General features: G+C 69.9%; 24 protein-coding genes. 10 read left to right on the top strand and 14 right to left on the bottom strand.

All coding sequences use genetic code 11. The features are described 5' to 3' along the window. Positions 1–18: 18 nt before the first annotated feature. Positions 19–465 (top strand): hypothetical protein, encoded by a 447-nt coding sequence (locus AB0H54_RS10255; RefSeq protein WP_357344488.1) that lies wholly within the window; start codon positions 19–21, stop codon positions 463–465. Positions 466–508: 43 nt separating this feature from the next. Here the strand turns inward: AB0H54_RS10255 and AB0H54_RS10250 are convergent, their stop codons facing one another. The 3 genes from AB0H54_RS10250 to AB0H54_RS10240 are packed head-to-tail and all read right to left on the bottom strand — an operon-like array spanning position 509 to position 5,363. Next, on the bottom strand, positions 509–2,194 hold the full coding sequence (locus AB0H54_RS10250) for a cobyric acid synthase (RefSeq protein ID WP_357344486.1): 1,686 nt from the start codon (positions 2,192–2,194) through the stop codon (positions 509–511). Next, complete coding sequence (gene map / locus AB0H54_RS10245) at positions 2,191–3,054, bottom strand: type I methionyl aminopeptidase (RefSeq protein ID WP_357344484.1); 864 nt, start codon at positions 3,052–3,054, stop codon at positions 2,191–2,193. The genes AB0H54_RS10250 and map overlap by 4 nt, the downstream gene beginning before the upstream one ends. A gap of 23 nt (positions 3,055–3,077) precedes the next feature. After that, positions 3,078–5,363, bottom strand: coding sequence for an FdhF/YdeP family oxidoreductase (locus AB0H54_RS10240; RefSeq protein WP_357344482.1), 2,286 nt, complete (start codon positions 5,361–5,363; stop codon positions 3,078–3,080). A 149-nt stretch (positions 5,364–5,512) separates the two neighbouring features. Between AB0H54_RS10240 and AB0H54_RS10235 the strand changes: the two genes are divergently transcribed. Further along, positions 5,513–6,499 carry a class I fructose-bisphosphate aldolase gene (locus AB0H54_RS10235; RefSeq protein WP_357344480.1) on the top strand — a complete coding sequence of 329 codons (987 nt, stop codon included), beginning with the start codon at positions 5,513–5,515 and terminating at the stop codon, positions 6,497–6,499. On the opposite strand, the gene AB0H54_RS10230 is transcribed toward AB0H54_RS10235, so the two are convergent. Continuing rightward, complete coding sequence (locus AB0H54_RS10230; protein ID WP_357344478.1) at positions 6,500–7,657, bottom strand: GAF domain-containing sensor histidine kinase; 1,158 nt, start codon at positions 7,655–7,657, stop codon at positions 6,500–6,502. Continuing rightward, positions 7,654–8,319 carry a response regulator transcription factor gene (locus AB0H54_RS10225; RefSeq protein ID WP_357344476.1) on the bottom strand — a complete coding sequence of 222 codons (666 nt, stop codon included), beginning with the start codon at positions 8,317–8,319 and terminating at the stop codon, positions 7,654–7,656. The genes AB0H54_RS10230 and AB0H54_RS10225 overlap by 4 nt, the downstream gene beginning before the upstream one ends. A 135-nt stretch (positions 8,320–8,454) precedes the next feature. Here AB0H54_RS10225 and AB0H54_RS10220 point away from each other — a divergent pair, with 135 nt between their 5' ends. Together AB0H54_RS10220 and AB0H54_RS10215 are read left to right on the top strand one after the other, a co-directional pair. Then, positions 8,455–10,728 carry a 1-deoxy-D-xylulose-5-phosphate synthase N-terminal domain-containing protein gene (locus AB0H54_RS10220; RefSeq protein WP_357344474.1) on the top strand — a complete coding sequence of 758 codons (2,274 nt, stop codon included), beginning with the start codon at positions 8,455–8,457 and terminating at the stop codon, positions 10,726–10,728. Continuing rightward, positions 10,725–11,435 carry an HAD-IA family hydrolase gene (locus AB0H54_RS10215; RefSeq protein WP_357344472.1) on the top strand — a complete coding sequence of 237 codons (711 nt, stop codon included), beginning with the start codon at positions 10,725–10,727 and terminating at the stop codon, positions 11,433–11,435. Before AB0H54_RS10220 ends, AB0H54_RS10215 begins: the two co-directional genes overlap by 4 nt. A gap of 39 nt (positions 11,436–11,474) precedes the next feature. Here AB0H54_RS10215 and AB0H54_RS10210 read toward each other — a convergent pair whose 3' ends face one another. Then, entirely contained in the window at positions 11,475–12,905 is a 1,431-nt protein-coding gene (locus AB0H54_RS10210; protein WP_357344470.1) for a DHA2 family efflux MFS transporter permease subunit, read from the bottom strand. Between the two features lie 46 nt (positions 12,906–12,951). Further along, positions 12,952–13,428 carry a MarR family winged helix-turn-helix transcriptional regulator gene (locus tag AB0H54_RS10205; protein WP_357344468.1) on the bottom strand — a complete coding sequence of 159 codons (477 nt, stop codon included), beginning with the start codon at positions 13,426–13,428 and terminating at the stop codon, positions 12,952–12,954. A gap of 122 nt (positions 13,429–13,550) precedes the next feature. On the opposite strand from AB0H54_RS10205, the gene AB0H54_RS10200 reads away from it, so the two are divergent. After that, the gene (locus AB0H54_RS10200) at positions 13,551–14,561 is read left to right on the top strand and encodes an LLM class flavin-dependent oxidoreductase (RefSeq protein WP_357344466.1); all 1,011 of its coding nucleotides are present in this window, start codon (positions 13,551–13,553) and stop codon (positions 14,559–14,561) included. Between the two features lies 1 nt (position 14,562). Here AB0H54_RS10200 and AB0H54_RS10195 read toward each other — a convergent pair whose 3' ends face one another. After that, positions 14,563–15,171 (bottom strand): DUF4126 domain-containing protein, encoded by a 609-nt coding sequence (locus AB0H54_RS10195; RefSeq protein WP_357344464.1) that lies wholly within the window; start codon positions 15,169–15,171, stop codon positions 14,563–14,565. 145 nt (positions 15,172–15,316) lie between these two features. Here AB0H54_RS10195 and AB0H54_RS10190 point away from each other — a divergent pair, with 145 nt between their 5' ends. The 3 genes from AB0H54_RS10190 (at position 15,317) to AB0H54_RS10180 (ending at position 16,790) form a co-directional block, all read left to right on the top strand. Then, complete coding sequence (locus tag AB0H54_RS10190; RefSeq protein WP_357344462.1) at positions 15,317–15,793, top strand: DUF1772 domain-containing protein; 477 nt, start codon at positions 15,317–15,319, stop codon at positions 15,791–15,793. A 29-nt stretch (positions 15,794–15,822) separates the two neighbouring features. After that, the gene (locus AB0H54_RS10185; protein WP_357344460.1) at positions 15,823–16,221 is read left to right on the top strand and encodes a PPOX class F420-dependent oxidoreductase; all 399 of its coding nucleotides are present in this window, start codon (positions 15,823–15,825) and stop codon (positions 16,219–16,221) included. Positions 16,222–16,409: 188 nt separating this feature from the next. Continuing rightward, positions 16,410–16,790 carry a DUF4189 domain-containing protein gene (locus AB0H54_RS10180; RefSeq protein WP_357344458.1) on the top strand — a complete coding sequence of 127 codons (381 nt, stop codon included), beginning with the start codon at positions 16,410–16,412 and terminating at the stop codon, positions 16,788–16,790. Between the two features lie 1,522 nt (positions 16,791–18,312). On the opposite strand, the gene AB0H54_RS10175 is transcribed toward AB0H54_RS10180, so the two are convergent. Continuing rightward, entirely contained in the window at positions 18,313–18,915 is a 603-nt protein-coding gene (locus AB0H54_RS10175; protein ID WP_357344456.1) for a hypothetical protein, read from the bottom strand. Positions 18,916–19,228: 313 nt separating this feature from the next. Between AB0H54_RS10175 and AB0H54_RS10170 the strand changes: the two genes are divergently transcribed. Beyond that, entirely contained in the window at positions 19,229–20,077 is an 849-nt protein-coding gene (locus tag AB0H54_RS10170) for a helix-turn-helix transcriptional regulator (protein ID WP_357344454.1), read from the top strand. A 224-nt stretch (positions 20,078–20,301) separates the two neighbouring features. Continuing rightward, on the top strand, positions 20,302–21,066 hold the full coding sequence (locus tag AB0H54_RS10165; RefSeq protein ID WP_357344452.1) for a glucose 1-dehydrogenase: 765 nt from the start codon (positions 20,302–20,304) through the stop codon (positions 21,064–21,066). Positions 21,067–21,356: 290 nt separating this feature from the next. Here AB0H54_RS10165 and AB0H54_RS10160 read toward each other — a convergent pair whose 3' ends face one another. The 5 genes from AB0H54_RS10160 to AB0H54_RS10140 form a co-directional block, all read right to left on the bottom strand. Then, positions 21,357–22,154, bottom strand: a complete 798-nt coding sequence (locus tag AB0H54_RS10160; protein WP_357344450.1) for an ABC transporter permease subunit — start codon at positions 22,152–22,154, stop codon at positions 21,357–21,359. A gap of 2 nt (positions 22,155–22,156) precedes the next feature. Further along, on the bottom strand, positions 22,157–23,053 hold the full coding sequence (locus AB0H54_RS10155; RefSeq protein WP_357344448.1) for a 2-aminoethylphosphonate ABC transporter permease subunit: 897 nt from the start codon (positions 23,051–23,053) through the stop codon (positions 22,157–22,159). Positions 23,054–23,195: 142 nt separating this feature from the next. After that, a complete protein-coding gene (locus tag AB0H54_RS10150; RefSeq protein ID WP_357344446.1) occupies positions 23,196–24,413 on the bottom strand; it encodes an ABC transporter ATP-binding protein in 1,218 nt (405 codons plus the stop codon). A gap of 28 nt (positions 24,414–24,441) precedes the next feature. Continuing rightward, positions 24,442–25,461: a 2-aminoethylphosphonate ABC transporter substrate-binding protein gene (locus AB0H54_RS10145; RefSeq protein ID WP_357345687.1), complete on the bottom strand. Its 1,020-nt coding sequence runs from the start codon at positions 25,459–25,461 to the stop codon at positions 24,442–24,444. 86 nt (positions 25,462–25,547) lie between these two features. Beyond that, a complete protein-coding gene (locus AB0H54_RS10140) occupies positions 25,548–26,258 on the bottom strand; it encodes a phosphonatase-like hydrolase (protein WP_357344444.1) in 711 nt (236 codons plus the stop codon). Positions 26,259–26,260: the final 2 nt, after the last annotated feature.

Here is a 26,260-nt window from a genome sequence, read left to right as displayed (position 1 = left end):
GAAGATCAAGGGGGGATTGTGAAGAGGATCGTCCAGAGCGTGCTGTGCGCCGTCGGCGCCATCGTGTTCGGGGCCGGGGCCCTGTTCGGGATCACCCAGCCGATCAACGCCACCGCCTACCTGCTGGGCTTCGGTCGAGAGGTCACGGTCCACGTCGACGAGAGCTCCAGCGGGACCATGGGCGGCCGCGGCCGGGCGGGTATCGGTACGAGTATCGAGGACGGCCGCACGATCCGCCTCTTCGGTGTCACGGCGGGCGAAACGGTCAGTGCCCGGATCGTTCTCATCGACGTCGGCGTAGACACCGGTGCCTATCGGTCGGCCGCGTCCGCTGCGACCGATTTCGTCTGGCTGATCGGTGTCCTGGTCCTCGGTGGGCCCGCCCTGGTGTTCGGCTTCGCCGCATATGCGCTGGCCCGGGCGCGGCCTGCCGTCGCCGAGAAAACGGCGTCAGCCGGGGACTGAGCCACCGCCCGCTCGTGCTGCTACGACAGGTGGCCGAGGTCTCTCAGCCGACCTCAGGGCGATCGAGTTCGGCGCGCACGGTCGGTAGATCGGGTGACGCGCCGCGGCTGATCAGGGCGTCGAGGGCGGCCAGGTCGACGTGCTGTTCGATCAGGTCGGCCAGCAGGTCGAGCTGGGCGGTGCGGGTGGCGGCGACCGAGGTGTCCGGGGCGACGCGGAAGCCGGTGCGGCCCGCGCGCAGGGCTACTTCGGCGAGCCAGGTGCGGCGGAACTCGTCGGATTCGAGCAGCCCGTGCACGTGGGTGCCCCAGATCGCCTCGCGCGCACTGCCTTCGGGGGTGCCGTCGACCGTCAGCCAGGTGGGGTCGCCGCTGTGCCGGACGCGGCCGTGGTGGATCTCGTAACCGGTGACGGGGATGCCGTCGGCATGGCCCGAGACCTGTCGCGCGATCTTGGGGTTCGCGAATTCGATGGTGAGATCGAGCAGGCCGAGACCGTCGGCGACCCAGGGGTTCTCGCCCGCCGCGGCGAGTTCGGGCGGTTGATCCACCCGCGCCGCGTCCTCGCAGTCCGCGGCGCGACCGTTCGGCGCGATGGCCGTGGCGTGATCGCCGGAACCCGCCGGGCGCGCGTACTCCACGCCGTCGGTGATCCGGCGTCCGAGCATCTGATAGCCGCCGCAGATGCCGAGAATTGGGCGTCCGGCGGCCGCGCGCGCACGCAGCGCCTCGCCGATTCCCCTGGTACGCAACCACTTCAGATCCGAGATGGTGGCTTTGGAACCGGGCACGACCACGAGGTCGGCCGTGGCGATCTGATCGGGGCCGTCGGCCCAGCGGACCGCGACACCGGGCTCGCAGGCGAGGGCTTCGATATCGGTGGAGTTGGAGATGCGGGGCAGGCGCACGGCGGCGACGGTGAGCCAGTCGGTGCCGCGCGGCGGGCCGGGACGGCCGACGGGCGTGCCCGCGACGGTGCCGAGGGAGTCCTCGGCGTCGAGCCACAGGTCCTCGGCGAAGGGCAGCACGCCGAGGGTGGGACGGCCGGTGAGGGCGGTCAGCTGGTCGAGTCCGGGTTGGAGCAACGACACGTCACCACGGAACTTGTTGACGAGGAAGCCCGAGATGAGTTGCTGGTCTTCGGGTTCCAGCACGGCGACGGTGCCGAACAGATGGGCCAGTACTCCCCCGCGATCGATGTCACCGACCACCAGCACGGGCAGGTCGGCCGCGCGTGCCAGTCCCATGTTCGCCAGATCCGTGGCCCGCAGATTGATCTCGGCGGGCGACCCGGCACCCTCGCAGATCACCACATCGAATTCCGCGCGCAGGGAAGCGAGTTCTGCCGCGACCACCTCGCGCAGCTGCTGCCTGCGGGTGAAATAGTCCCGCGCGCCGACGGTCCCGACGGCCTTGCCGCGCACCACGAGCTGCGAGCGCCGATCGCTGCCGGGTTTGAGCAGCACCGGATTGAACCGCACGCTCGGCTCCAACCCACACGCCCGCGCCTGCAACGCCTGCGCCCGCCCGATCTCCCCGCCGTCGAGGGTGACGACGGAGTTGTTGGACATGTTCTGGGCCTTGAACGGCGCCACCCGCACGCCGCGCCGCGCGAGCATCCGGCAGATACCCGCCACCACAACGCTTTTCCCCGCGTCGGAGGTCGTCCCCGCGATCAGCAGCGCCCCGCGCGGGCGCGCGTCGTCCCCCGCACCCGCGGCCGGACTCACGGCAGGGTCAGGATTTCCGCGCCCGTCTCGGTGACGACCAGGGTGTGTTCGAACTGGGCGGTCCACTTGCGGTCCTTGGTGACCACGGTCCAGCCGTCGTCCCAGATGTCGTAGTCGATGCCGCCGAGGTTGATCATCGGCTCGATGGTGAAGGTCATGCCGGGCTCGATGACCGACTCGATCTCGGGCTGGTCGTAGTGCAGGATGACCAGGCCGCTGTGGAAGGTCGGGCCGACGCCGTGGCCGGTGAAGTCGCGCACGACGCCGTAGCCGAAGCGGTTGGCGTAGGCCTCGATGACCCGGCCGATCACATTGAGCGCGCGGCCCGGCTTGACCGCCTTGATGGCCCGGTTGGTGGCCTCTTCGGTGCGCTCGACCAGCAGCCGCACCTCCTCGTCGACATCGCCGGCGAGGAAGGTCTTGTTGGTGTCGCCGTGCACGCCGTGGATGAAGGCGGTGACGTCGATATTGACGATGTCACCGTCCTCGATCACGGTCGAGTCCGGGATGCCGTGGCAGATGACCTCGTTGAGCGAGGTGCAGCAGGACTTGGAGAAGCCCTTGTAGCCGAGGGTCGACGGGTAGGCGCCGTGGTCGCACATGTACTCGTGGGCGATCCGGTCCAGCTCGTCGGTGGTGACGCCGGGCGCGACCGCCTTGCCCGCCTCTTCCAGGGCCTGCGCGGCGATCTTGCCCGCGATCCGCATCTTCTCGATGGTCTCGGCCGTCTGCACCCAGGGCTCACGCCCTTCGTTCGCGGTCTTCTTCCACACGTACTCGGGACGCTCGATGGAACGCGGGACGTCGCGGATCGGCGACTGGGTGCCGGGAACGAGTGGCTGACGGGTGCGCACGGACATAGCAGCGAGTGTAGCCAGCACCCCTACCCGGCGCTGTGTCGCGGTTCGAGCCGGACCACGATCCCCTTCGAGGTGGGGGTGTTGCTGATGTCGGCGACGCTGTCGAGCGGGACCAGCACGTTCGTCTCCGGGTAGTAGGCCGCCGCCGAGCCGCGGCTGGCCGGGTAGGCGACCACCACGAAGTTCTCGGCGCGCCGCTCGACCCCGTCGTGCCAGACGCTGACCAGGTCGACCACGTCCCGATCGGCCAGACCGAGCTCGGCCAGGTCGTCCGGGTTGACCATCACCACCCGGCGCGCGTTGTGGATGCCCCGGTAGCGGTCGTTGTTCGCGTACGGGATGGTGTTCCACTGATCGTGCGAGCGCAGCGACTGCAACAGCAGATGCCCCGGCGGCACGTCGAGGAAGGTGAACTCGTTGCGGGTGAACTCCGCCTTTCCGCTGGCGGTGCGGTAGACACCCTCGTTGACCGGGTTGATCAACCGCAGCCCACCCGGCTCGGAGACCCGCTCGGTGAAGTTCTCGAAGCCGGGCACCACCCGGGAGATGCGGTCGCGGACGGTGTCGTAGTCGGCCTCGAACTCCGCCCACGGGATCGCGGGAGTGGTGCCGAGGGTGTGCTGGGCCAGCCGGGAGATGATCGCGACCTCGCTGAGCAGGTGCGGCGAGGCCGGGTCGAGGCGGCCGCGGGAGGCGTGGACCTCGCTCATCGAGTCCTCCACGGTGACGAACTGCTCGCCGGTGGCCTGGATGTCACGATCGCTGCGCCCCAATGTGGGCAGGATCAGCGCGGTCGCACCGCACACAGTGTGCGAGCGGTTCAGTTTGGTGGAGATCTGCACGGTGAGCGCGCACTGCCGCAGCGCCGCCTCGGTGACCGCGCTGTCCGGCGTCGCTCGCGCGAAATTGCCTGCGACACCGACGAATACCTTCGCCCGGCCGTCGCGCATGGCGCGGATGGCGTCGACCGAGTCCAGCCCGTGTGCGGTCGGCGGGGTGAAGCCGAACTCGGTGCCGAGGGCGTCGAGGAACCACTGCGGTACCCGCTCCCAGATGCCCATCGTGCGGTCGCCCTGGACGTTGCTGTGCCCGCGGACCGGGCACACGCCCGCACCGGGGCGGCCGAGATTGCCACGCAGCAGCAGGAAATCGACGATCTCGCGGATCGTCGGCACGCCGTGCTTGTGCTGGGTCAGGCCCATCGCCCAGCACACGATGATCTTCTTCGCGCCGAGGACTTCCCGGTGCACGTCCTCGATCGCCGCCCGGGTCAGACCGGTCGCCGTGAGCGCGTCGTCCCAGCCGATTCCCCTGGCGTGCGCGGCGAAATCCTCGAAGCCGTGGGTGTGCTCGCGGATGAACTCGTGGTCGAGGACGGTCCCCGGCGCGGCGTCCTCGGCTTCGAGCAGCAACCGGTTCAGGGTCTGGAACAGGGCCAGGTCACCGCCCGGCCGGATCTGCAGGAAGTGATCGGCGATCGCGGTGCCGCGCCCGATCACCCCGCGCGGGACCTGCGGGTTCTTGAACCGGATCAGCCCGGCCTCGGGCAGCGGGTTCACCGCGACGACCTTCGCGCCGTTGCGCTTTGCCTCCTCCAACGCCGAGAGCATCCGGGGATGGTTCGTGCCGGGATTCTGACCGACGACGAAGATCAGGTCGGCGGCGTAGATGTCGTCCAGCGACACGCTGCCCTTGCCGACCCCGAGGGTCTGGTTCAGCGCCGAACCACTCGACTCGTGGCACATGTTGGAGCAGTCGGGCAGGTTGTTGGTGCCGTAGGCGCGGGCGAAGAGCTGCAGCAGGAACGCGGCCTCGTTGTTGAGCCTGCCCGAGGTGTAGAACAGCGCCTCGTTCGGCGAGTCCAGGCCACGCAGCGTGTCGGCGATCAGGTCGAGGGCGGCGTCCCAGCCGATCGGTTCGTAGTGCGCGGCGCCGGGCCGCTTGACCATCGGCTCGGTCAGCCTGCCCTGCTGGTTGAGCCAGTAGTCGGAGGTGGCGTCGAGTTCGTCGACGGTGTGGGTGGCGAAGAACTCGCGGGTCACCCGGCGGGTGGTGGCCTCGTCGCTGACGTGCTTGGCGCCGTTCTCGCAGTACTCGTTCTTGTGCCGGTGCTTCGGCTCCGGCCACGCGCAGCCGGGGCAGTCGAACCCCTCGGCCTGGTTGACGTTGAGCAGCGTCAGCGCGGTGCGTGCGGCTGAGGTCTGCGACAGCGAGTACTCGAGCGCGTGGACCACCCCGGGAACACCGGCCGCCCAGGTCTTGGGTGGGGTGACCGACAGGTCGTCGGTGGGGTCGTCGATCGAGGTCATCACCGGCTTCTTCCCGTGCCGCGGCACTGCGATCGGACTGGATGACCTCAGGCTTCCCAGTTTCACGGCGGTTGTCAACGCGGCGGTTCACACCCGGTTTCGCCCGCAGGGGTGAGGACGGACGACCGGCACGCTCGCACGCTGTCACCATGACGACACTTCCCGCCCCGCCCCTCGCCGCCGTCGCCCAGCAGCTGACCGGCGGCGGCCGCGGCATTCTCGCCGCCGACGAGTCGATCACGACCATGTCCGCCCGCCTGGAGCAGGCGGGCGTCCCCGCGAGCGCGACCGCCCGGCGCGACTATCGCGCCCTGCTGCTCACCGCCGACGGGCTGGCGGATCGGGTCAGCGGAATCATCCTGTGCGACGAGACCTTCGGCCAGGATCTCGCCGACGGCCGCCCCTTCCCCGTCGCGGCCCGCGACCTCGACCTGCTGCCCGGGATCAAGGTCGACACCGGCACCACCGCCCTGCCCGGGCAGGCGGGCGCGCTGGTCACCGAGGGACTCGACGGCCTCGGCGCCCGGCTGGCGTCCTATGCCGAGCGCGGGGCCGCCTTCGCCAAGTGGCGGGCCGTGTTCGACGTGCGGACGATCACGCCCTACGCCGCGCACGCCAACGGCCACGCGCTGGCGCGCTACGCCGCGCTGTGTCAGGAGCACGGCATCGTGCCGATCGTCGAGCCGGAGGTGCTGTGCACCGGCGAGCACGATCTGGCCGCGTCCGCCCAAGCCACCCGGCTCGCCCTGCGCTCGCTGTTCGCCGCCCTCGACGCCGCCGGGGTCGACCCGACCGGCATCGTGCTCAAACCGAACTTCGTGACGCCGGGACTCGACGCCGCGCCCGCACCCGCCGACGAGGTGGTGGCGGCGACGTTCGCGGTCCTGCGCGACACCGTGCCCGCCGCGGTTCCCGGCATCGCCTTCCTCTCCGGTGGTCAGCCGACCGAGCGGGTCTGCGACTACCTGCGCGCGCTGCACGCCAGGGGCGATCGGCCGTGGTCGGTCACGTTCTCGTTCGGGCGGGCGCTGGTCAGCGCCGCCTTGCACACGTGGGCCGGGGCGCCGGCCACGGTGGCCGACGCCCAGCGGGTGCTGCTGGCGAACTGCCGCAGCGCCGCCGACGCGACCCGCTGACTACCGGATCGGCAGCTCGACCAGCACGATCGTGCCGCGCCCCAGCAGCGACTCGATGCGCAGCGAGGCCTCGATGACGGCACAGCGTTCGGCGAGCGAGCTCAGCCCGAAGTGCTGGTCGGCGTCGGCGGATCGTTCGGCCCGGCGCGCGGCGGGGTCGAACCCCGCGCCGTCGTCGGAGCACCCCAGCACCACCGAGTCGCCGACCCGGCGCAGCGACAGCACGATCCGGCTCGCGCCCGCGTGCTTGACCGCGTTCACCAGCGCCTCCTGCGCGATCCGGTACAGGGCGGCGGCCGCGTGCTCGGGGATGTCGCCGACGGCGGCGGCCGGGTCGACGAGGAATTCGATCGCCGGGCCACCGCCGGTGCTCGCGGTGCGGACCAGCGATTCGAGCGCGGCGACCAGGCCCAGGTCGTCGAGGACGAGGCTGTGCAGGCCCGAGATCGCCGCCCTGGTCTCGTTGTAGGCGTAGTCGGCCAGGGTCCGGGCGCCGACCAGTTCGGCGCGGGCCCGCTCCAGCGCGCGCAGGCCCGACTCGTCGCCCGCGGCGACGTGGGCGGCGAGTTCGGAGACGGTCAGGTCGGCCGCGGACAGGTGGAACGACATCGACGCGAGCGCGGTGGTCACCCCGTCGTGCAGGTCGAACGCGATCCGCCTGCGCTCGGCCTCCTGCGCCGAGATCGCCTGTTCGACCAGGCGATCCCGTTCGGTGCGATGCCGGGTGACGGTGCGCCACAACCGGTGCGCGTGCAACGACAGGCCGAGCACATCGGCGTAGCTCTCCGCCCGCGCGAGGTCGGCCGGGCCGAACGGTGTCGCCGGATCCCGATGGGCGGCGAGGACGCCCACCACCGAGTCGTCGATGCCGCGCAGCGGCAGACACATCCGGGCGATGGTCCGGTCGGGGTCCAGGCGTAACAGGCTGCGGTGCATCGCATTACGCGGCGAGTCCCGATCGAGCAGCACCGGCGTTCCGGTCCGGGCGACCAGTCCGGTCACCCCGAATCCGACCTGCAGGGTCAGCGCGCCCGCCGACGGATGGGCGGGCCAGAGGTCGACCACGGTGAGGTCCTGCCCGTCGACCGCGTACAGCAGCACCCCGTCGGCCGCGAGCAGCGGGGCCAGCTGCGCGGCGCTCGGCGCGACGCCGGTCACCGGAACAGCCCCTCCCGCAATGCGACCGCGATCGCCCCACTCCGATCGGACACGCCCAGTTTGCGATACAGCCCGCGGATGTGGGTCTTCACCGTGTCCTCGCTGACCACCAGCTTGCCCGCCACCGCCCGGTTGGAGTGCCCGGAGACCAGCAGTCCCAGGACTTCCGACTCGCGCTGGGTCAGCCCGAGATGCGCGCCCGACCAGAACTGCCCGGCGTCGAGCCGGGCGGCGGCCAGGGCGACCCGGCCTGCCAGGGCGGGATCGATGACCGTCTCGCCGTCGGCGGCCCGGCGCAGGTGGGCGACGAGTTCGCGCCCGTCCACCCGCTTGAGCACATACCCGGCCGCGCCGGCGCGCAGCGCCTGGTAGAGGTAGTGCTCGTCGTCGTAGACGGTGAGCACCACGACCCGCGTGGCCGGATAGCGTTCGGTGATCTGCCTGCACAGATCCAGGCCGCTGGCCTTGCCGATCCGGACGTCGCACAGGACGATGTCGGGCCGGTGCTCGTCGATCAGGCGCAGGGCCGCGGTGTCGGTGGTCGACTGGCCGACGATCGCGACCTCGTCAGGGAAGTGGCCGAGCATCGCGTCGAGCCCGCGCAGGACCATCTCGTGGTCGTCGACGAGCACCAGCCGTAACGGGGGCGACGGCTCCGGCATACCGCCACAGTACGGCGGAAAACGGCGGTGGCTCACGGCAATCGGCGAGAAATCACCCGTGCGGCCACCCGTGCGGGGGAAGGCCGCGCGACCCGCGTGCGGTCGGATGGACGGACCCGATCGAAAGGCGCCGCCATGCCGGAATCCACTGTTCATCGGCCACTCGCCGCGTCCGCTGTCGACACCGATCAGCTCGCCGTCGACACCCTGCGCTTCCTCGCCGCCGACATGGTCGAGGCCGCGAACTCGGGACATCCGGGGATGCCGATGGGGGCGGCGCCGATGGCGTGGACGTTGTGGAGCAGGCATCTGCGCCATGATCCGGCCGACCCGGCCTGGGCCGATCGGGACCGGTTCGTCCTGTCCGCCGGGCACGGTTCGGCGCTGCTGTACGGGCTGCTGCACCTGTTCGGCTACGACCTGCCCACCGAGGAGCTGCGCCGGTTCCGCCAGCTGGGGTCGCGGACACCGGGTCATCCCGAGTACCGCGAGACGCCGGGCGTCGAATGCACGACGGGTCCGCTCGGTCAGGGCCTGGCGATGGCCGTCGGCATGGCACTGGCGGAGCGGATGACCCACGCCCGCTACCCGGAGGTCACCGACCACCGCACCTACGCGATCGTCGGCGACGGCTGCCTGATGGAGGGTGTCAGCCACGAGGCGGCCTCGTTCGCCGGGCAGCTGCGGCTGGGCCGGTTGATCGTGCTGTGGGACGACAACGCCATCACCATCGACGGCGCCGTCGACCGGTCCTGCGGCGACGACCAGCTCGCTCGCTTCGCCGCCTACGGCTGGCACACCGAGACGGTGGCCGACGGCACCGACATCGCCGCGATCGACGCGGCCCTCACCCGGGCGAAAGACGATCCGCGGCCGAGTTTCCTGGCCGTCCGGACGGTGATCGGGCACGGCGCACCGGACGTGGCGGGCACCGCGAAGGCGCACGGCGCACCGCTGGGCGCGGATCAGCTCGCCCGGGCCAAAGCGCTTGCCGGATGGACCTATCCGACGTTCGGGGTCCCCGAGCAGGTCCGCGCGACGTGCGCGGTGCTCACCGAGATCGGCGCCGAGGACCGGGCCGACTGGCTCGCTCGGTTCGCCGCATTCGCTTCTGCCGCACCGGAACGCGCCGACGAGTTCACCCGGGCGGGTGCGCGCGCACTGCCCGCCGGACTCGTCGACGCGCTGTCCGGCATCGTCGGAGACGCGCCGCGCGCGACCCGGCAGTCCTCGCAAGCCTGCCTGGACGCCCTGCGGCCGATCCTGCCGGAACTGGTGGGCGGCTCGGCCGACCTCGCGGGATCGACCGGCACCGCGTTCGGTCCGGTGCTGGGCCGGGACGACTACACGCACCGCGCGATCGCGTTCGGCATCCGCGAGTTCGGCATGGCCGCCGTCCTCAACGGGATCAGCCTGCACGGCGGGTTCCGGGTGTTCGGCAGCACGTTCCTGGTCTTCGCCGACTATCTGCGACCCGCGCTGCGCCTGTCGGCGCTGATGGGTCAGCCGGTGATCTACGTGCTCACCCACGATTCGATCGCGGTCGGCGAGGACGGGCCGACGCACCAGCCCGTCGAGCACGTCGAGTCGCTGCGCCTGATCCCCGGTCTCCAGGTACTGCGCCCGGCCGACGATGCCGAGACCGCGCTCGCTTGGGAACTGGCGCTGCGCCGCACCGACGGCCCAACCGCGCTGATCCTGTCCAGACAGTCTCTGCCACAACACAACACCGAGGGCCGCGCCCTCGAACCCACCGCCGGCACTCGGGCCACCGCCGATCCCCGTCCCACCGCCGACACTCAGGCCACCGCCGATCCCCGTCCCACCGCCGACACTCAGGCCAGCGGCGACCCCCGTCCCAGCGGGGACAATCGGGCCACCGCCGATCCCCGTACCAGCGGCGATCCCCGTCCCAGCGGCGACCCCGCGCCTACCGTCGGCTCAGGTCCTGCCTCGACCGTCCCTTCGCCCACCGTCACGGACCTGCGCGACGGCAACACCGTCGCTGACTCGCGACGGACGACAACCGGCGAATCTCCGGCCGCCGAAGGTGCTACGAGCGCGACCTTCGAGCCGCTCGTCGCCGAAGGACGCCACCTGGTCGATATCGTCGCCACCGGCTCGGAGGTCGCGCTGGCGGCGGCGGTCGCCGACGAACTCCGGGCCGACGGCTACCTCGTGCGGGTGGTGTCGGTGCTCGATCGCACCCGCTACTCCCCCGATCCCACGGCCCGGACCGTCAGCATCGAGGCGGGCAGCACCACCGGCTGGGCGGGCGTGGTCGACTTGGCGATCGGCATCGACGCGTTCGGGCACAGCGGTCCCGGCGCCGAGGTCATGGCCCACCACGGCCTCACCGTGTCGTCGGTGCTCGCCCGGGTCCGCGACTACCTGGGCGGTGCCCGATGACCCGCCTGGACGCGGTGATCTTCGATGTCGACGGCACCCTGGTGGACAGCGAACGCGACGGGCACCGGGTGGCGTTCAACGCGGCCTTCGCCGAGGCCGGGCTCCCCGACCGCTGGGATATCGACCGCTACGGCGACCTGCTGCGGATCGCCGGCGGCACCCAGCGGATGGCCCACTGGTTCGAGAGCACCGGCCGCTCGCCCGCCCAGGCCGGGGAACTCACGGAACGATTGCACCCCATCAAGACCCGGATCATGCGGAACCTGGTCGAGGACGGGCGGATCCAGCCGAGGCCCGGTGCCAGGGAGCTGATCGAGCGGCTCGCCGCCCGGGGGATCGCGCTGCACGTGGCCACCACCGGTACCCGCGCGTGGGTGGAGCCCCTGCTGCGCCATGCCTTCGGCCCGGTCTTCGACGTCGTGATCACCGGGACCGAGGTCCCCGACCTCAAACCGAGCCCGGCGGTCTATCTGGAAGTCCTGGCCAGGACGAGGTGCGCCCCCGAGCATGTTGTCGCGGTGGAGGATTCCGCCAACGGTGTGCTCGCCGCGACGGCCGCCGGGCTGCGATGCGTCGCCGCGCAGAACGCCTACACCCGCTCGCACGACCTCTCCGCGGCCCTGCTGGTCGCGGACGGTCTCGACGATCCGGAACTCGTCAGCTGGTTCGACGACCAGCTGAGCGCGGCCTCGCCGCGCCGCCGGTAGTGACCGCAGGGACGATGCGCCACCCCTGCGGTCGGCCGTTCAGAAGGCGGGGACCGCGTCCGCCGTGGCCGCCTCGGCGGTGGTCCCCGGTCGGCGCAGCACCGTCACACTGACCAGCAATGCCGCCGCCAGCAGACCGGCCGCGACGGTGAACGCGAGGCGATAGCCATCGGTCAGCGCGACGGCTTCGGTTGCGCCCGTGGCCAGTTCGGCGCCGGTCCTGGTGGCGGCGAGGGTGGACAGGACCGCGACCCCGATCGCCATCCCGACCTGCTGGGTGGTGTTGAACAGGCCGGAGGCGAGCCCGGCGTCGTCGGCCGAGGCACCCGACATGCCCAGCGCGGTGAGCGCGGGCAGCACCAGCCCGCCACCCGCGATCAGCACCATCATCGGCAGCAGATCGGTGACGTAGTCCGCGTCGACGGGCAGCCGCATCAGCCACGACATGCCGACCAGCAGCAGGACCAGTCCCGCGATGAGCACGGTCCGTTCGCCGAAGCGGGTGATCAGCCGGGCCGAGGCGAACAGCGACACCCCGCCGATGGCGAGGGCGGCGGGCAGCATGGCCAGCCCGGTCTGCAAGGCGTTGTAGCCCAGCACCTTCTGCAGGAAGAGCGCGACGATGATCTGGAAGGCGAACATCGCCGAGAGCGTGAGCATCTGCACCACATTGGCGCCGGACACATTGCGGGAGCGGAAGATCCGCAGCGGCAGCAGCGGCCGTCGCGCGGTGGCCTGGCGGGCGACGAAGCCCGCGAGCAGCGCGCCGGACACCGCGCCGAGCCCCAGGGTGTGCGGCGATACCCAGCCGTACCGTTCGACTTCCACGATGGTGTAGATACCGAGCATCAGCCCGGCCGTGACCAGGACCGCCCCGAGCACATCGGCGCCCGCGCCCCAGCCCAGACCGCGGTCGGCCGGGAGCGCCGTGACGGCGACCAGAACGGTCACCACCCCGATAGGCACATTGATCAGGAAGATCCAGTGCCAGTTCAGCGCATCGGTGAGCACTCCGCCCAGCACCTGCCCGATCGACGCGCCCGCCGCCCCGGTGAAGCTGAAAATGCCGATGGCCGTGGCCCGTTCGCGCGGACCGGGAAAGATCGTGACCAGGATGCCGAGCACCACCGACGCGGCCAGAGCACTACCGACGCCCTGCAGGAAGCGGGCCGCCACCAGCATCGCCGGGGTGCCCGCGGCACCGGCCAGCAGCGAGGCCGCCGTGAAAACGACGGTGCCGGTGAGGAACATCGTCTTGCGGCCGACCAGATCGCCCAGCCGTCCGGCCAGCAGGAGCAGTCCGCCGAAGGCGATCAGGTAGGCGTTGACGGTCCAGCTCAGGCCCGCGGGCGTGAAGCCGAGGTCCGCCTGGATCGCGGGCATGGCGACGGTGACGATGCTGCCGTCGAGGATGGTCATCAGCGTCGCCGCCGACAGCACCGCGAGCGCGATGCGCTGAGAGGAGGTCATGAAATGACCGTACTAGATAGTTTCGTTGCAGACAATCTATAACGGACTATTGCCGTGCGCGACGCGCAGGCGCCGCCTCCACGACAGTGGACAGGTGGCCCTCGACCAGCAGATTCAGCGCGCGTACCAGGGTTTCCCGCTCCGCCTTCGGCAGCGACCCGAGCGCCGCCTGATGCACACCGTCCACGATCTCGGTGCTGCGCGCGGCGAGCTTCGCGCCCTCCGGCGTCACCGCGATGATCCGCGCGCGACGGTCGGCGCTCGACGGCTTGCGCTCGGCCAGACCCGCCTTCTCCAGCGCGTCGACGGTGACGACCATGGTCGTCTTGTCCATGTCGCCGAGCTCGGCGAGCTGCGCCTGGGTGCGCTCGGCCTCGAGCGCGTGCACCAGCACGCAGTGCATGCGGGCCGTCAGCCCGATCTCGGCCAGCGCCGCCGCCATCTGGGTGCGCAGCACGTGACTCGTGCGGTCGAGCAGGAAGGACAGGTCGGGTTCGGTGCGCGTCGTCGCGAGGGCGGTCATACCGGCCACTATAGTTTTGTCATAGATAATCTGCATCCATCCGTAACGGTGGGGGAATTTCGCCGGACCACGGTCCGTTTAGGAGATGACCGGAGCAGACCGCATCCCGAAACGAGGTTCACATGGAACTGGGGCTCACCACCTTCGCCGAGCTGTACCCCACCGGCGACCGGCCTGCGCCGACCGCCGCCGAGCGACTGCGCCAGGTCGTCGACGAGGCCGTCGCCACCGAGGCGGCGGGCCTGGACGTCTACGGCGTCGGTGAGCACCACCGCAAGGATTTCGCGGCCTCCTCGCCCGCCGTCGTCCTGGCGGCCGCGGCGGCGCGCACCGAACGCATCCAGCTGACCAGCGCGGTGACCGTCCTCAGCTCCGACGACCCGGTCCGGGTGTACCAGGACTTCGCGACCCTGGACGGGCTGTCGAACGGCCGGGCCGAGCTGATGGCCGGGCGCGGGTCGTTCACCGAGTCGTTCCCACTGTTCGGCTACGACCTCGCCGACTACGACGACCTCTTCGAGGAGAAGCTGGCCCTGCTGCTGCGCCTGCGCGCGGACGAGCCGGTGACCTGGTCGGGCCGGTTCCGCGCGCCGCTGCGCGACGCCACCGTCTATCCGCGCACCGACGACCGGCCGCTGCCGGTGTGGATCGCCGTCGGCGGCAGCCCGGAGTCGGTGATCCGGGCCGGCCTGCTCGGGCTGCCGCTGGCGATCGCGATCATCGGCGGCCAGCCGGCCAGGTTCAAGCCGCTGGTCGAGCTGTACCACCGGGCCCTCGCCGAGGGCGGCCACGAGAAGCAGCCGGTGGCGGTGCACGCGCACGGCTACGTCGCCGAGACCGACGAGCAGGCGGTGGCCGACTTCTACGCGCCGTACGCGCTGGCCATGTCGACCATCGGCCGCGAACGCGGCTGGGGCCCGATGACCCGCGAGCAGTTCGACGCCCTGCGCTCGCAGAGCGGTTCCCTGTTCGTCGGCACGCCGGACTACGTGGCGGGCAAGATCGCCGAGGTCCGCGACACCCTCGGCCTGGACCGGTTCATGCTGCACACCAGCGTCGGCACCCTCCCGCCGGAACAGGTACTGCACAGCATCGACCTGCTCGGCACCAAGGTCGCGCCACAGGTGCGCTGACCTACTCGAGCGCCGCGTCCAGCTCGCCCCGGCGGGCGGCGCGGCGTTCACGTCGCCTGCGCAGATAGCGGCGAATGCGGCTGGCGCAGGCGTAGACCACCCACAAACCGATCGCCAGCGAGACGGCGGCGATCACCGCGGCCAGTATCGGGAAGAACACCGCGAGGGTGACGACGGCGCCGACACCCAGGTCCTCCGCGGTACTCACCGCGATATTGGTGACCGGTTCCGGCGAGGTGTTGATCGCCATCCGGGTACCGGCTTTGACGATATGGCTGGCCAGGGCCGTTGTCCCGCCGACCGCCGCCGCGAACATGGTGGGCAGCGAATCGTCCTGCCCGGCGATCAACGCCGCCACCACCGCCCCGGACGCGGGCCGCACCACGGTGTGCACGGCATCCCAGAACGAATCCAGATACGGGATCTTGTCGGCGACCGCCTCGATGACGAACAGGACGGCAGCCGCGACCAGCACATCGGTGCGTTCGAGTCCCGGCGGCACGTCCTCGGCCCAGCCGATCCGCCCGAACACCCCGAGCAGGAACACCACCGCGTACGCGTTGATCCCGCTGGCCCAGCCCGCGGTGAAGATCAGAGGTAGCACCGACACCTGCTCAGCGTAAGCCCGTCCACCGACTCCACACGGCAGCTCGGCCGCGCTTCGGAATCTAGCACCGCTAGACATGCTAGCGATCAGATGTTACCTTTGCTCCAGTTTCTAGCGATGCTAGATATTTCGAAGAGGGAGCCAGGAAATGCTCGTTGTCACCGGCCAGATCATCGCCACCGCCGCCGTTCTCGCCAATGCCGTCGTCTACGGCACCGATGTCTGCGGGGCCGTGATCATGCGGTCCGTCTACCGCAAGCTCGACGACGCGACCGTGACCGTGAGCGCGGGGTGGGGCCACTACTACGGCGACAAGCGCATGCCGATCGTCGGCGTGAGCGGCGTGGTGACCGCGGTGCTCACACTGCTGATCGCGGTGCTGGCCGGGCAGACCGGCGCCGCGGTCGCGGCCGGGATCGCGGTCGCCGCGCTGCTGACCTGGCTCGCCTTCTACGTCCGCGTCGCCAAGCCGATCAACACCCGGCAGACCGCCGCCGCGCTCAGCGGCGTCATCCCCGCCGATGCCCGTGCGCTGCAGGACAAGTGGGACAGCATCCTGAAGTACCGGGTCACCCTGCAATTCATCGCCGTCGCCGGCCTGTGCGCCGCGATCATCCTGTTCTGAACCCACCCCGTCACCGAGGAGTCATCGACATGTCCTTCACCACCAATGAACAGCAGTTCCTCGCCGAGGCCGGGATCGGCCGCCTCGCCACGGTGTCCCCCGACGGCGTCGTGCAGAACAACCCGACCAACTACCGGCTGAACCCCGACGGCACCATCGATATCGGCGGCATGCGGATGCGCACCAGCCGCAAGTACCGCAATGTCGAGGCGGGCAGCCGCGTGTCGTTCGTCATCGACCAACAGGTTTCCCTGGAGCCCTACGTAATTCGCGGCATCGAGGTCCGCGGTCACGCAGAGACCCTCGCCGACGAGGAGCCACCGTTCCCACACCAGGAACGCGTGATCCTCCGCATCCACCCCGAACGCATCATCTCCTGGGGCATCGACGGCGACTCCTTCGACTTCACCAGCCGCGACACCGAATAGTCAGGCCATTCCACCTGGCGGCGAGCCGGGCCGCTGGCCGCGCGGCCCGCCGCCACACTGTTCCGATAGCCAAATGATCTGTGGTTAAAAGGATTTCGTTGGGACTCGATAGGCACCGCCCGATAGCTTCTCTGGTGTTGGACCATACGGTCAGGACACGCGAAGCGAAGAACATCGAGGAGCTCGTCATGCGGTACAAGTTCGCCCTGATCGTTCATTCGGCCGTCATCGCCGCTGCGGGCGCAGGCATGGCGATCACGGCTGCTCCGGCCGGTGCATCGGCGGACCGGTGGGCATCTACCGCCATTTCGCCATCCACCGGACACCACGGCTACGCAGCGGACTTCGATTCGCAGGCCGGTGCCGAAGCGACGGCGATCGAGGAATGCGGTCAGTCCGACTGCTTCGCCTATGTCGACGCATCCAGCGGCTGGCGTATAGCCGCTGCGCACACATCCAGCGGTCAGTGGTCGTGGGCGCGGGCAACAAACCGGACATCAGCGGAGGGCACGGCACTCGCGTCATTGGGCGGCGATGCGGTCGTCGCCCGTTGGGTCTGCCAGAGCTGATATTCGGTACGCAGGCTCGCTACCTGCCGACCAGTCGATCGAACGTGTCGATTACGGGAGGTTTGGGGCGCCGAGGGGCGCGATGGTGGCCGGGGAGAAATGTCGGTTACGCATTCCGTGGTGCGTGACCTTGGTGTTGGGTGGCAAGCCCCGGAGGCTCGGCAGCTCATGCGACACGGCAGCACGATTCGCGCTGCCGTGCAGCCACAGACTGAGTCAATGCTTGTGGCCCGCACCGCTCCGCTGACATCATCGGGGCGCAGTGAAAGTGGGGAGCACCATGCGGGTCCGTATTCAAGCTGGGCGCGAGCCCATCACCATCACCTATGAGATCCTCGGAGCTGTACAGGAACTCCGAGCCGCTGACCATGTCATCGTAGAGTTCGATGACAGCGTCAGTGGCCGTGAGGATGTAATCATCGAGCACGCAGAGGACGGCGTGATCGTCTACGTTGGCACCGGACTTCGAGTGTGGTCATCCAGTGGGCAGGACATAAGCCCGTAGCGGCCGGCATGCCAAGGAACGTTTGGGGGAGCGCGATGAACAGCGGGCCAGGGCATCCGGGATCTCCGGTCGACTACCGGTGGGAAGTGCATACGTTCGAGCCTGCGGTCAGGTCCCGCACTCGGCAGGCACTAACGATCGTCGCAATGTCGATGTTGGCGATAGCTTGCGGGTATGCAGTCGGATTGCCGTTGCTCCGGCAGGGAGGTCTGGTGCTGCTCGTCGTCTCAGCGATCTGGTTTGTCGACGAATGTTGTCGTCGATTCGAAGACCGTCCGAGCGTTGAGTCGACCTCTTGCCGGGTGTCGCTCCGCTTCCGTCCTTGGCGCTTCGCTTCGCTAGTCTTCGGGGCAATGATCGTGGGACCGTTCTCGCTGGCGTACGGCATATCGGAAGGCAGCCCTGAAGGTTTGGTCGGCGGAGTCGTGGCCCTTGCGGGCGGCACCTCGGCGCTGCTGCTCCTGCCGTTCTTGTGCCGCAACCGTCTCGATTTCGAAGGTGACGGTATGCGTGTGCGGTCGCTGTTGTATGAGCGACGGTGCAGATGGGACGACGTGACTTCGATCTGCGTCGCCGAGACACGGTCTGGCATCGTGTTGGTTCGGGTATCAACCCAACCCGTAGGAGTCCAGACGACACGGCGATACCCGTGGCGCGACGATTCCGGCACACGCGCGTCACAGTGGGAGTTTGTCGCATCCCACTGGGGAACCCATTCCAACTCCATGGCGTCTGCGATGACGTACCTGTGGAGGAATGCAGCGTTCAGGGAGTCACCGAGGCCCGAGGAGCTTTCGGCGATGTTGAGAACACCGCCGTGACAGACAGAAGTTGGCGTCTAGTAGTCCGTGTACTGGGTGGCGAACTAAGTTGCGCACTCCGGTGTTCTGCGACATCACCTGTAGAAAGCGGCGGCGTTATCCATTGTCGGTGATGACCCGTGGACGACGCCGGCGTCGGCTGATGCGGCGTGCCGGCGGTCGCGCGCGCTCGACTCGCCCCAACTATGCTGACTGGCTACGCAACGGGGGCCAGGTCCGCAATTGCGTCGAGTCTGCGGCCCTCGTTAGGCATTGAGAGGCCGATCCACAGCCCGAACAGACCGCGTCGTTTGTAGCGCATCCGGCGGGACACTTGCACACTCGGAGTCACCGCCGGAACCCCCAGAATCTCGGCAATTCTCCGGTCAGCCTGGTAGACCATTCGTCGCGTCCAAGCCAGCATATGCACCAGATACATGCCGAGGTAGAGACCTGCGAACAGCGTGATGGCGACTTCAGCCCACAGCCGCGCAGGGACATCCAAGACAGTAGTGACAAAGCCTGCAAAGGCTATCGAGGCGACACTTCCGATCGACGCGATGCACAGCAGCTTCGGCGTGCCGGATTCGATCAGGTCGGCTAGAACGACAGCCTGGGCCAACTCGCTGTCCTGCTCAGCCGCAGTCAGGTTGCCGAATGCCGGGGTGAGGGCGACGTACGGGCGGTAGACCGCAGTTCGTGTCCAAATACCCTCGGGCAAAAGACTTTCCGACAGCTTCCCGCGCTTTACGCGAGGAGAACGTACCCCGAGTGCCAGGGCCAGCTCTTGGGCGCGTTTGGCGTGCGCATCTAGATTCACCCGCATATGTTCTATGAATCGCAACCAAAACCGCGCCCAAACATCCGAGTATCACATCATGGACGTGTGGCTATCACTCCTTCCGGCGTACGTCGTGGATCAGCTGCGTTGGCTACCAATTGATTCCGTGGCTCGAGTCACGTTCGGGACGTGGGTAGTGGGTGTTCTCGCTGTTGTCGTCCACGAAAGTGGTGTGGTGGGTGTGACTGCCGGGCGTGGCGGCCTCCATGGCCTTGGCGATTGCAGCGCCGGGCGATCTCGCCTCCGCCGCACCAGGTCGCCGGACTTCCGGCGGCGCGGTTAGCGTGGAGGGATGGCCAGTGCAGCGTCCGCCCACCGTCGTGAGCAACTCCGTGAGTTCCTGCGGTCGCGGCGGGAGCGGGTCGGGCCGGCGGACGTCGGTCTGCCTGCGGCGGGGCGTCGGCGGACCCCGGGGTTGCGGCGTGAAGAGGTCGCGATGTTGGCGGGGGTGGGGGTGTCTTGGTACACGTGGCTCGAGCAGGGGCGTGACATCACGGTGTCGGGGGACGTCCTCGATGCGGTGGCGAAGGTTCTGCTGCTGAGTGATCCTGAGCGGGGGCATCTGTATTTGCTCGCCGGGCTCAATCCGCCGCCCCCGCGTGCTGCGGCGGGGACCGAGGTGACCGCGGAGATACGGCAGTTGCTCGATGGGTGGGAGCGGGGGCCCGCGGTGGTGCGGGATCGGTACTGGAACATTCTGGCGTTCAATGTGGTGGCCGGGTGGGTGTTCGGGTGTGATGACGGGGAACCGCACAATTGCCTGGTCACCTTCTTTACCAGTCCGCGTTATCGCGAGTTGCCCGCGCTGTGGGAGGCGGCGGCGCCGGGGGTTGTCGCGGCGTATCGCGCGGATGCGGCGCTCGCCCCGCACGATGACGAATTCCAGCGGGTGGCACGAGAGCTGGCCGCCGCCGAATCCGACTTCGCGCGGCTGTGGGAGCGGCACGAGGTGGACGTCCCGGTCCAGGCGGTCAATGCTCTGCGGCATCCCGAGGTCGGCGAGCTGTACTTCGACGCGACCACGCTGACCGTCGCCGATCAGCCGAATTGGTCTGTCGTGCTCTACAACCCGAAGCCGGGCACGGACACCGTCGACCGTCTCGCCCACCTGCCGCGCATGCGGTTGACCGCATCCGCCTGATCCGCGACGGCGGTCACCTCGGAACCGGAGGTATCGAAATCGCAGGACGCCGCCGTGCGCGGTATCCCGAAATCAGCGGCGGGTGGGGCGACGGCCAGCGACCACACCGCAGACGCACACGCGATCTGCGGAATGTCGAGGCGATGAGGTCGGCAGGCTGGTGGTGCCACACCCCGGACAACTACGCACTGTCTCTGCGGTACCGGGAGGTCCACGCTGAATGCATGACGCACAACAGTTCTCGATTCGACGGCAAGACGGCGCTGATCACCGGCGGCACCAGCGGCATGGGTCTGGCGACCGCGCATCGGCTGCTCGCCGAAGGGGCCGAGGTCGTGGTGACCGGGCGCGACAAAGCCCGGCTGGACGCGGCGGTGGCCGAGCTCGGGGCGCGGGCGCACGGGATAGCGGGTGATGTCACCGATCTCGACGACCTGGACATCCTCGCCGCGACGCTGACCGACCGCTTCGGCCGCCTCGACGTGGTCTTCGCCAATGCGGGCATCGGCTCGTTCCAGCCGATCGATCAGGTGACCGGCACGCTGTTCGACGAGGTGATCGCCGCCAATGTCAAGGCCGCGTTCTTCACCATTCAGAAGACCCTGCCGCTGCTGCCCGCGCACGCTGCGATCGTCATCAACGCCTCGTTCGGCCTGCACCGCGGTGTCCCCGGCGCGGCGCTGTACTCGGCGAGTAAGGCGGCGGTGCACAACCTGACCCGCACGCTCGCCGCCGAATTGGCACCGCGCCGCATCCGCGTGAACTCGGTGAGCCCCGGCTACATCGACACCCCGGCCTTCCGCGCCGAACTCTCCGATGCCGCGCAGGCCGGTGTCGCGGGCCTGTCCCCCGCCGGTCGCATCGGCACTTCCGACGATGTCGCCGCCGCCGTCGCGTTCCTCGCCTCCCCCGACGCCGCCTACGTCAACGGCCACGACCTCCGCGTCGACGGCGGCCTCACCGCCGTCGACGCCGCCGCACTCCTCTGAACGCCGCCCCGGGTCGAACCCGAGGCGGCCAGCTCGTCGCGTTCGGCAGCGCGGTCGCGGCCGCCAGCGCGGGCACGGCCACCACCGGCGCTCTCCCGAAGACACCGCTGACGGTCGGCCGATCCATCGGGATCAGCGGACCGCAGGCCGGCGCCGGAGACGCCCTCGACGACCGGCACCGCGCGGAGGGCAGCCGGTAATCGGTTGCCCGGCAGGGGCGCTGACCGGAGTGCCGGTGCGCCCGCGTGGGACACGAGACCACCGGCGGCCCCGGGTTTCGGACCGTCCGATCAGCGCAGCGCGGCGCGTCCCCGCACCCGGCCGAGGACGACCAGCACCACCAGCGTCACCACCACCAGGACCGTGGTCCCGGCCGCGGCGTCGAACACCTCGCCGCGGTCGGTCTGGGCGAAGATGCTGACGGGCAACGTCTTCCAGGTGGCGGGGTAGACCATGATCGTCGCACCCAACTCACCCATGGACAGGGCGATGGCCAGGCCGGCTGCCGCGCCGAGGGCGGGGAGCAGCAGCGGCAGGGTGATCTGGCACAGCACGCGCACTGGACCGGCGCCGAGGGATTCGGCGGCCTGCCGGTATGCCGGGTCGAGCCGGTCCAGCGCGGCCGACACCGCGCTGAACGCGTACGCCAGGACCAGCACCGTGTGCGCCACGATCACGATCCACTTGGTGCCGCCGAGCAGCAGCGGGCGTTCGTTGAAGGCGATGAGCACGCCGAGGCCGACGGCGACCGAGGGCACCGCGACCGGCAGGTGGAACACCGCGTCGGTCACCCGGCGCAACCAGGTGGGCGCCGCGCGCGAGGCCAGCGCCGCCCAGGTGCCGAGGACCAGCGAGAGCGCGCCCGCCAGCAGGGCGGTCTGCAGGCTCACCGACAGGCTCGCCGCCTGCTCGCCGCTGAGCGCGTTGCCGAGATTGGTGAAGCCCAGGTCCGAGGGCAGCGGGCCGGTCCAGCTGCCCGCCAGCGCGGCGGCGACCACGGTGGCGATCGGGGCGACGAAGACCACCGCCACCACCAGCCCGAACAGGCTGAGCACCAGGGTCTTTCCCCGGGGAGTCCAGACGAGCACGATCAATCCCCCTTCGGGCGGGCGGTGAACCGGGCGAAGACGAGCCGGTAGGTCAGGTACAGGGTGAGTGAGAGCAGCACCTGCACCGAGGCCAGTACGGCGGCGCCGGGCAGGTCGAAGGTGACGATGCCGCGGGTGTAGATCAGCGCGGGCAGCGTGATCACGCCCTTCGCGCCGGTGAACAGCACGATGCCGAACTCGTTGAGCGTCAGCAGCAGCACGAGACTGCCGCCCGCCGCCAGCGCGGGCCACGCCTCGGGCAGCACCACCTGTCGCAGCACCCGCCACGGCGAGGCGCCCAGACTCGCGGCCACGTCGAGCTGTTCGCGCGGCAGCTGCGCGAACGCGGCCAGCACCGGCCGCACCACGAACGGGGTGAAGTAGGTGATCTCGGCCAGGATCACGCCGAGCGGGGTGGTGAGGAAATCGACGACCGGCTGCGTTGCGCCGGTCAGCTCGGCCAGCAGCGCGTTCACCGCGCCGGCCGTGCCGTAGAGGAAGGTGAACGCGAGGGTGATCAGGAACGAGGGCAGGGTCAGGATGGTGTCGATGAGCCTGCCGACCACCCCCGCCCCGGGAAACGGCACGAACGCGAGCACGATCGCCAGGAACGTCCCGAGGACCAGGCAGCCAGCGGTCGCGCACACGGCGATGGACACGGTGCGCCACAGGGCTTCCCGGAACGACTCCGAGCCGAGCACCGAGGTCCAGACGTCGGTGCCGCGCCCGGTCGGGGTCTGCGTCGATTCGGTGAGCACCCGCAGGATCGGGTAACCGGCGATGCCGAGCACGACCAGCACCGGCGGCAGTGTCCACAGGATCGGCGCCCATGATCGACGGGGGACAACGACTTTCGGAGCGGGAGCAGGGGTCGGCGATTCGACGACGGGCGCGCTCATCGTGACACCCGCCGCACCAGCCACGGGACCTCGGCGCCGAGCCGACCGGCGCCGACGCGGTGTGCACCGCGCGCCGCCACCCGACCACCACACCGGAGCCTGTTCGGCCCGCCTGATACTTCTCGGGCGCTGCTGATGTCGATCACGACGCGTCCTTCTCCCGGCGCGCGCCGGTGGCTCCGCGGCCGCGACCACCGTCGACCGCGTTCGGGATGAGCACCCCGGCCGGGTCGGGCAGCCGCACGCCGACGACGGCACCGACCTCGGTGGTGAAATGCCCGGACACATCGACGGCGAGGCTCCCGGGCAGCCCGTCGACCGCCAGCTCGACCCGGGTCGAGGCACCACGCCATACCGAGGTCAGCACGGTGGCGCGCAGGGCATCCCGTTCGCCGGTCTTGCCGAGAGTGATCGTGTGCGGCCGGATACACAGCAGCGCGGAGTCGTCCGGCGCCCAGTCGGCCAGCCCGACACCGGGCTGGGGCGCCTGCGCGCGCAGGGTCGCGGTGCCCGCGGTGACCAGCGCCGCCGTGCCGGTGACGTGATTGACGGTGCACGGCACCAGGTTCGCGCCGCCGAGGAAGGCGGCGGTGAAGTCGGTGGGCGGCCGCTGCCAGAGGTTCTCGGCGGTGTCGATGTCGACCAGCCGGGAGTCGCGCATCACCGCGATCCGGTCGGCCAGCGCCAGCGCCTCGGCCTGGTCATGGGTGACGTACAGCATCGCGGTGTCGGGCAGCGCCTTGCGCAGTTCCTGCAGTTCGCCCAGCATCGCCTGACGCAGTTGCGCGTCGAGCGCGGCCAGCGGCTCGTCGAGCAGCAGGACCGCGGGCCGGATGGCCAGCGCGCGGGCGATCGCGACCCGCTGCTGCTGGCCGCCGGACAGCTCACGCGGCAGCCGCTGGGCGTAGCCGGCCATGCCGACCATCTCCAGTGCCTCGGTGACCCGCGCACCGATCTCGGCGCGCGGCACCCGATGCGATTTCAGCCCGAAGGCGACATTGCCGTGCACGCTCATGTGCGGGAACAGCGCGTAGGACTGGACGACGACACCGATCCCGCGCTTGGCGGGCGAGAGATCGGTGACGTCGCGCCCGGCCAGCCGGACCGCGCCCGAGGTGGGCCGGACGAAACCGGCCAGCGCCTTGAGCGCGGTCGACTTGCCCGACCCACTCGGGCCGAGGAGCGCGACGGTCTCGCCGACGGCGACGCGCAGGGTGAAATCGGCCAGCGCGACCGCGGCCTTGCGGCCCCTGCCGTAGCTGACCCCGACCCGGTCGAACACGATCGCCGGCTCGTTCGTCGTGGCCGTCCCGGTGCGGGCGGCGGTAGCGGACTTCATGCTGAGGTCACCGTCGGACATCGTCTACTCCCTTACAGCACAGCCGGATTCAGCTGCCGGTTGCCTTCTGGTACGCCGCGACATCGGCGTCCAGCTCGGTGAGGACCTTGTTCCAGTCGACCGCGACCACGTCGACACCACGCAGGGTGGCGGCCGGACCGCCGTCGGCGGGGGCCTGCACATCGGTGCGCGGGGACACCGCGAAGGCCTCCGGGCCGAGCTTGCTCTGCGCGTCGGTGGCGAGCAGGAAGCTCATCAGCTTCGTGGCATCGTCCTTGTGCGGCGCGCCCTTGGCCAGGCCCATCATGTACGGCACCGAGACGGTGGAACGCTTGCCCGCGGTGGCGGGGAAGAAGACGTTGAACTTAGCGCCCTTCTCCTGCACCGTGGTCAGGTTCATCTGCACGTCACCGTTGGCGATCAGCAGCTCGCCCTTGTCGACCTTGGCCTGCAGCTTGCCGGTCGAGGAGGACGGGCCGACATTGTTGGCCTGCAACGCGGCCAGGTAGTCCAGCGCGGCCTGCTTGCCGCGCAGCTGCTGCAGCAGCACCAGCACCGCGGTGCCGTCACCGGCCTGGCCGGGGGTGGAGTACTGCAGCTTGCCCTTGAACTCCGGCTTCAGCAGGTCCTCCCAGGTCAGCGCGGAGGCGTCGACCGAGGGGTTGGCGATGAAGCACAGGTAGTTGTTGGCCAGGGTCACGTAGGTGCCCTCGGCGTCCTTGTCGGCGGCCGGGATCGCGGCGGTGTCGATGCCGCTGGGCTGCAGCAGCCCGGACTGCTTCGCCTTCTGGATGAACGGCGGCAGGGTGACGACCACGTCGGCCTGCGGGTTGGACTGTTCCTTGTCCACGCGGTTCACCACCTCGCCGGAACCGGCCTCGACCAGGTTGACCGCGATACCGGTCTGCGCGGTGAACTCCGCGAACCGGTTCTTGTACCAGCCGCCGACACCGTCGGCGGAGTAGACGGTGACGGTCTTGCCGTCCGTGGATTCGGTGCCGGTGCCGCCGCAGGCCGCGGTGAACGCGACGGCGGTGACGCCGGCCAGCAGCAGCGCGACCTTGGACAGGCGGCGCGCGGTGAGGGAAGTACGCACGATTACAGCAACTTTCGTCTCGTTGTCGAGGGGAATCGCAGGGACGGTGGATTTTTCGGTCACACCGCGACGGTTGCCGCGGTGGAGTCAGGGGCGAGCACCAGCGCGGGGAACTCGGCGACCGAGGCGATGACGTGGGTGGCGCCCGCACCGCGCAGCTGGTCGGCGGTGTGCGCGCCGGTGAGGGTGCCCGCGACGATGCCGGCGCCCGCGGCGAGGCCGGTCGCGACGTCGCTGGTGGTGTCACCGAGCACGGCGATCCGGTCGACCGCGTCGACGCCGAGGCGCAGGGCCGCGGTGAGGACCATGTCCGGGTACGGGCGGCCACGGCCCGCGTCCGAGGGCGCCAGGGTGAGGTCGGCCAGGTCGGCCCAGCCGAGGGCGGCCAGCAGCTTGTCCTGGGTGCCCCGGCTGAACCCGGTGGTCAGCGCGACCCGCACGCCCGCCGTGCGCAACGCGGTGATCGCCTCGACCGCACCGGGAATCGGCGCGATGTCGGCCTCGTCGACCAGGGCGTCGTAGGCGGCCTCGAAGGCGAGGTTGGCGGCCTGGGCGGCGTCCTCGTCGCCGAGCAGCGCCCGGAAGACCTCGATCTTGGACTGGCCCATGGTGTCGACGACATAGCGGCGGGCCTGCTCGCGACGCGGGCCTTCCGGCTCGATCCCGGCGGCGGTGGCGGCGGCCTCGAAGGCGCGCAGCACCAGGCCGCCGTCGGCGACGGTGGTGCCCGCCATGTCGAGGACGGCGAGCTGAATGGTGGTGTCCGGCATGG

The sequence above is a fragment of the Nocardia sp. NPDC050718 genome (assembly GCF_040654235.1).
GTDB lineage: Bacteria > Actinomycetota > Actinomycetes > Mycobacteriales > Mycobacteriaceae > Nocardia.
This window is presented reverse-complemented; position numbering and strand designations above follow the sequence as displayed.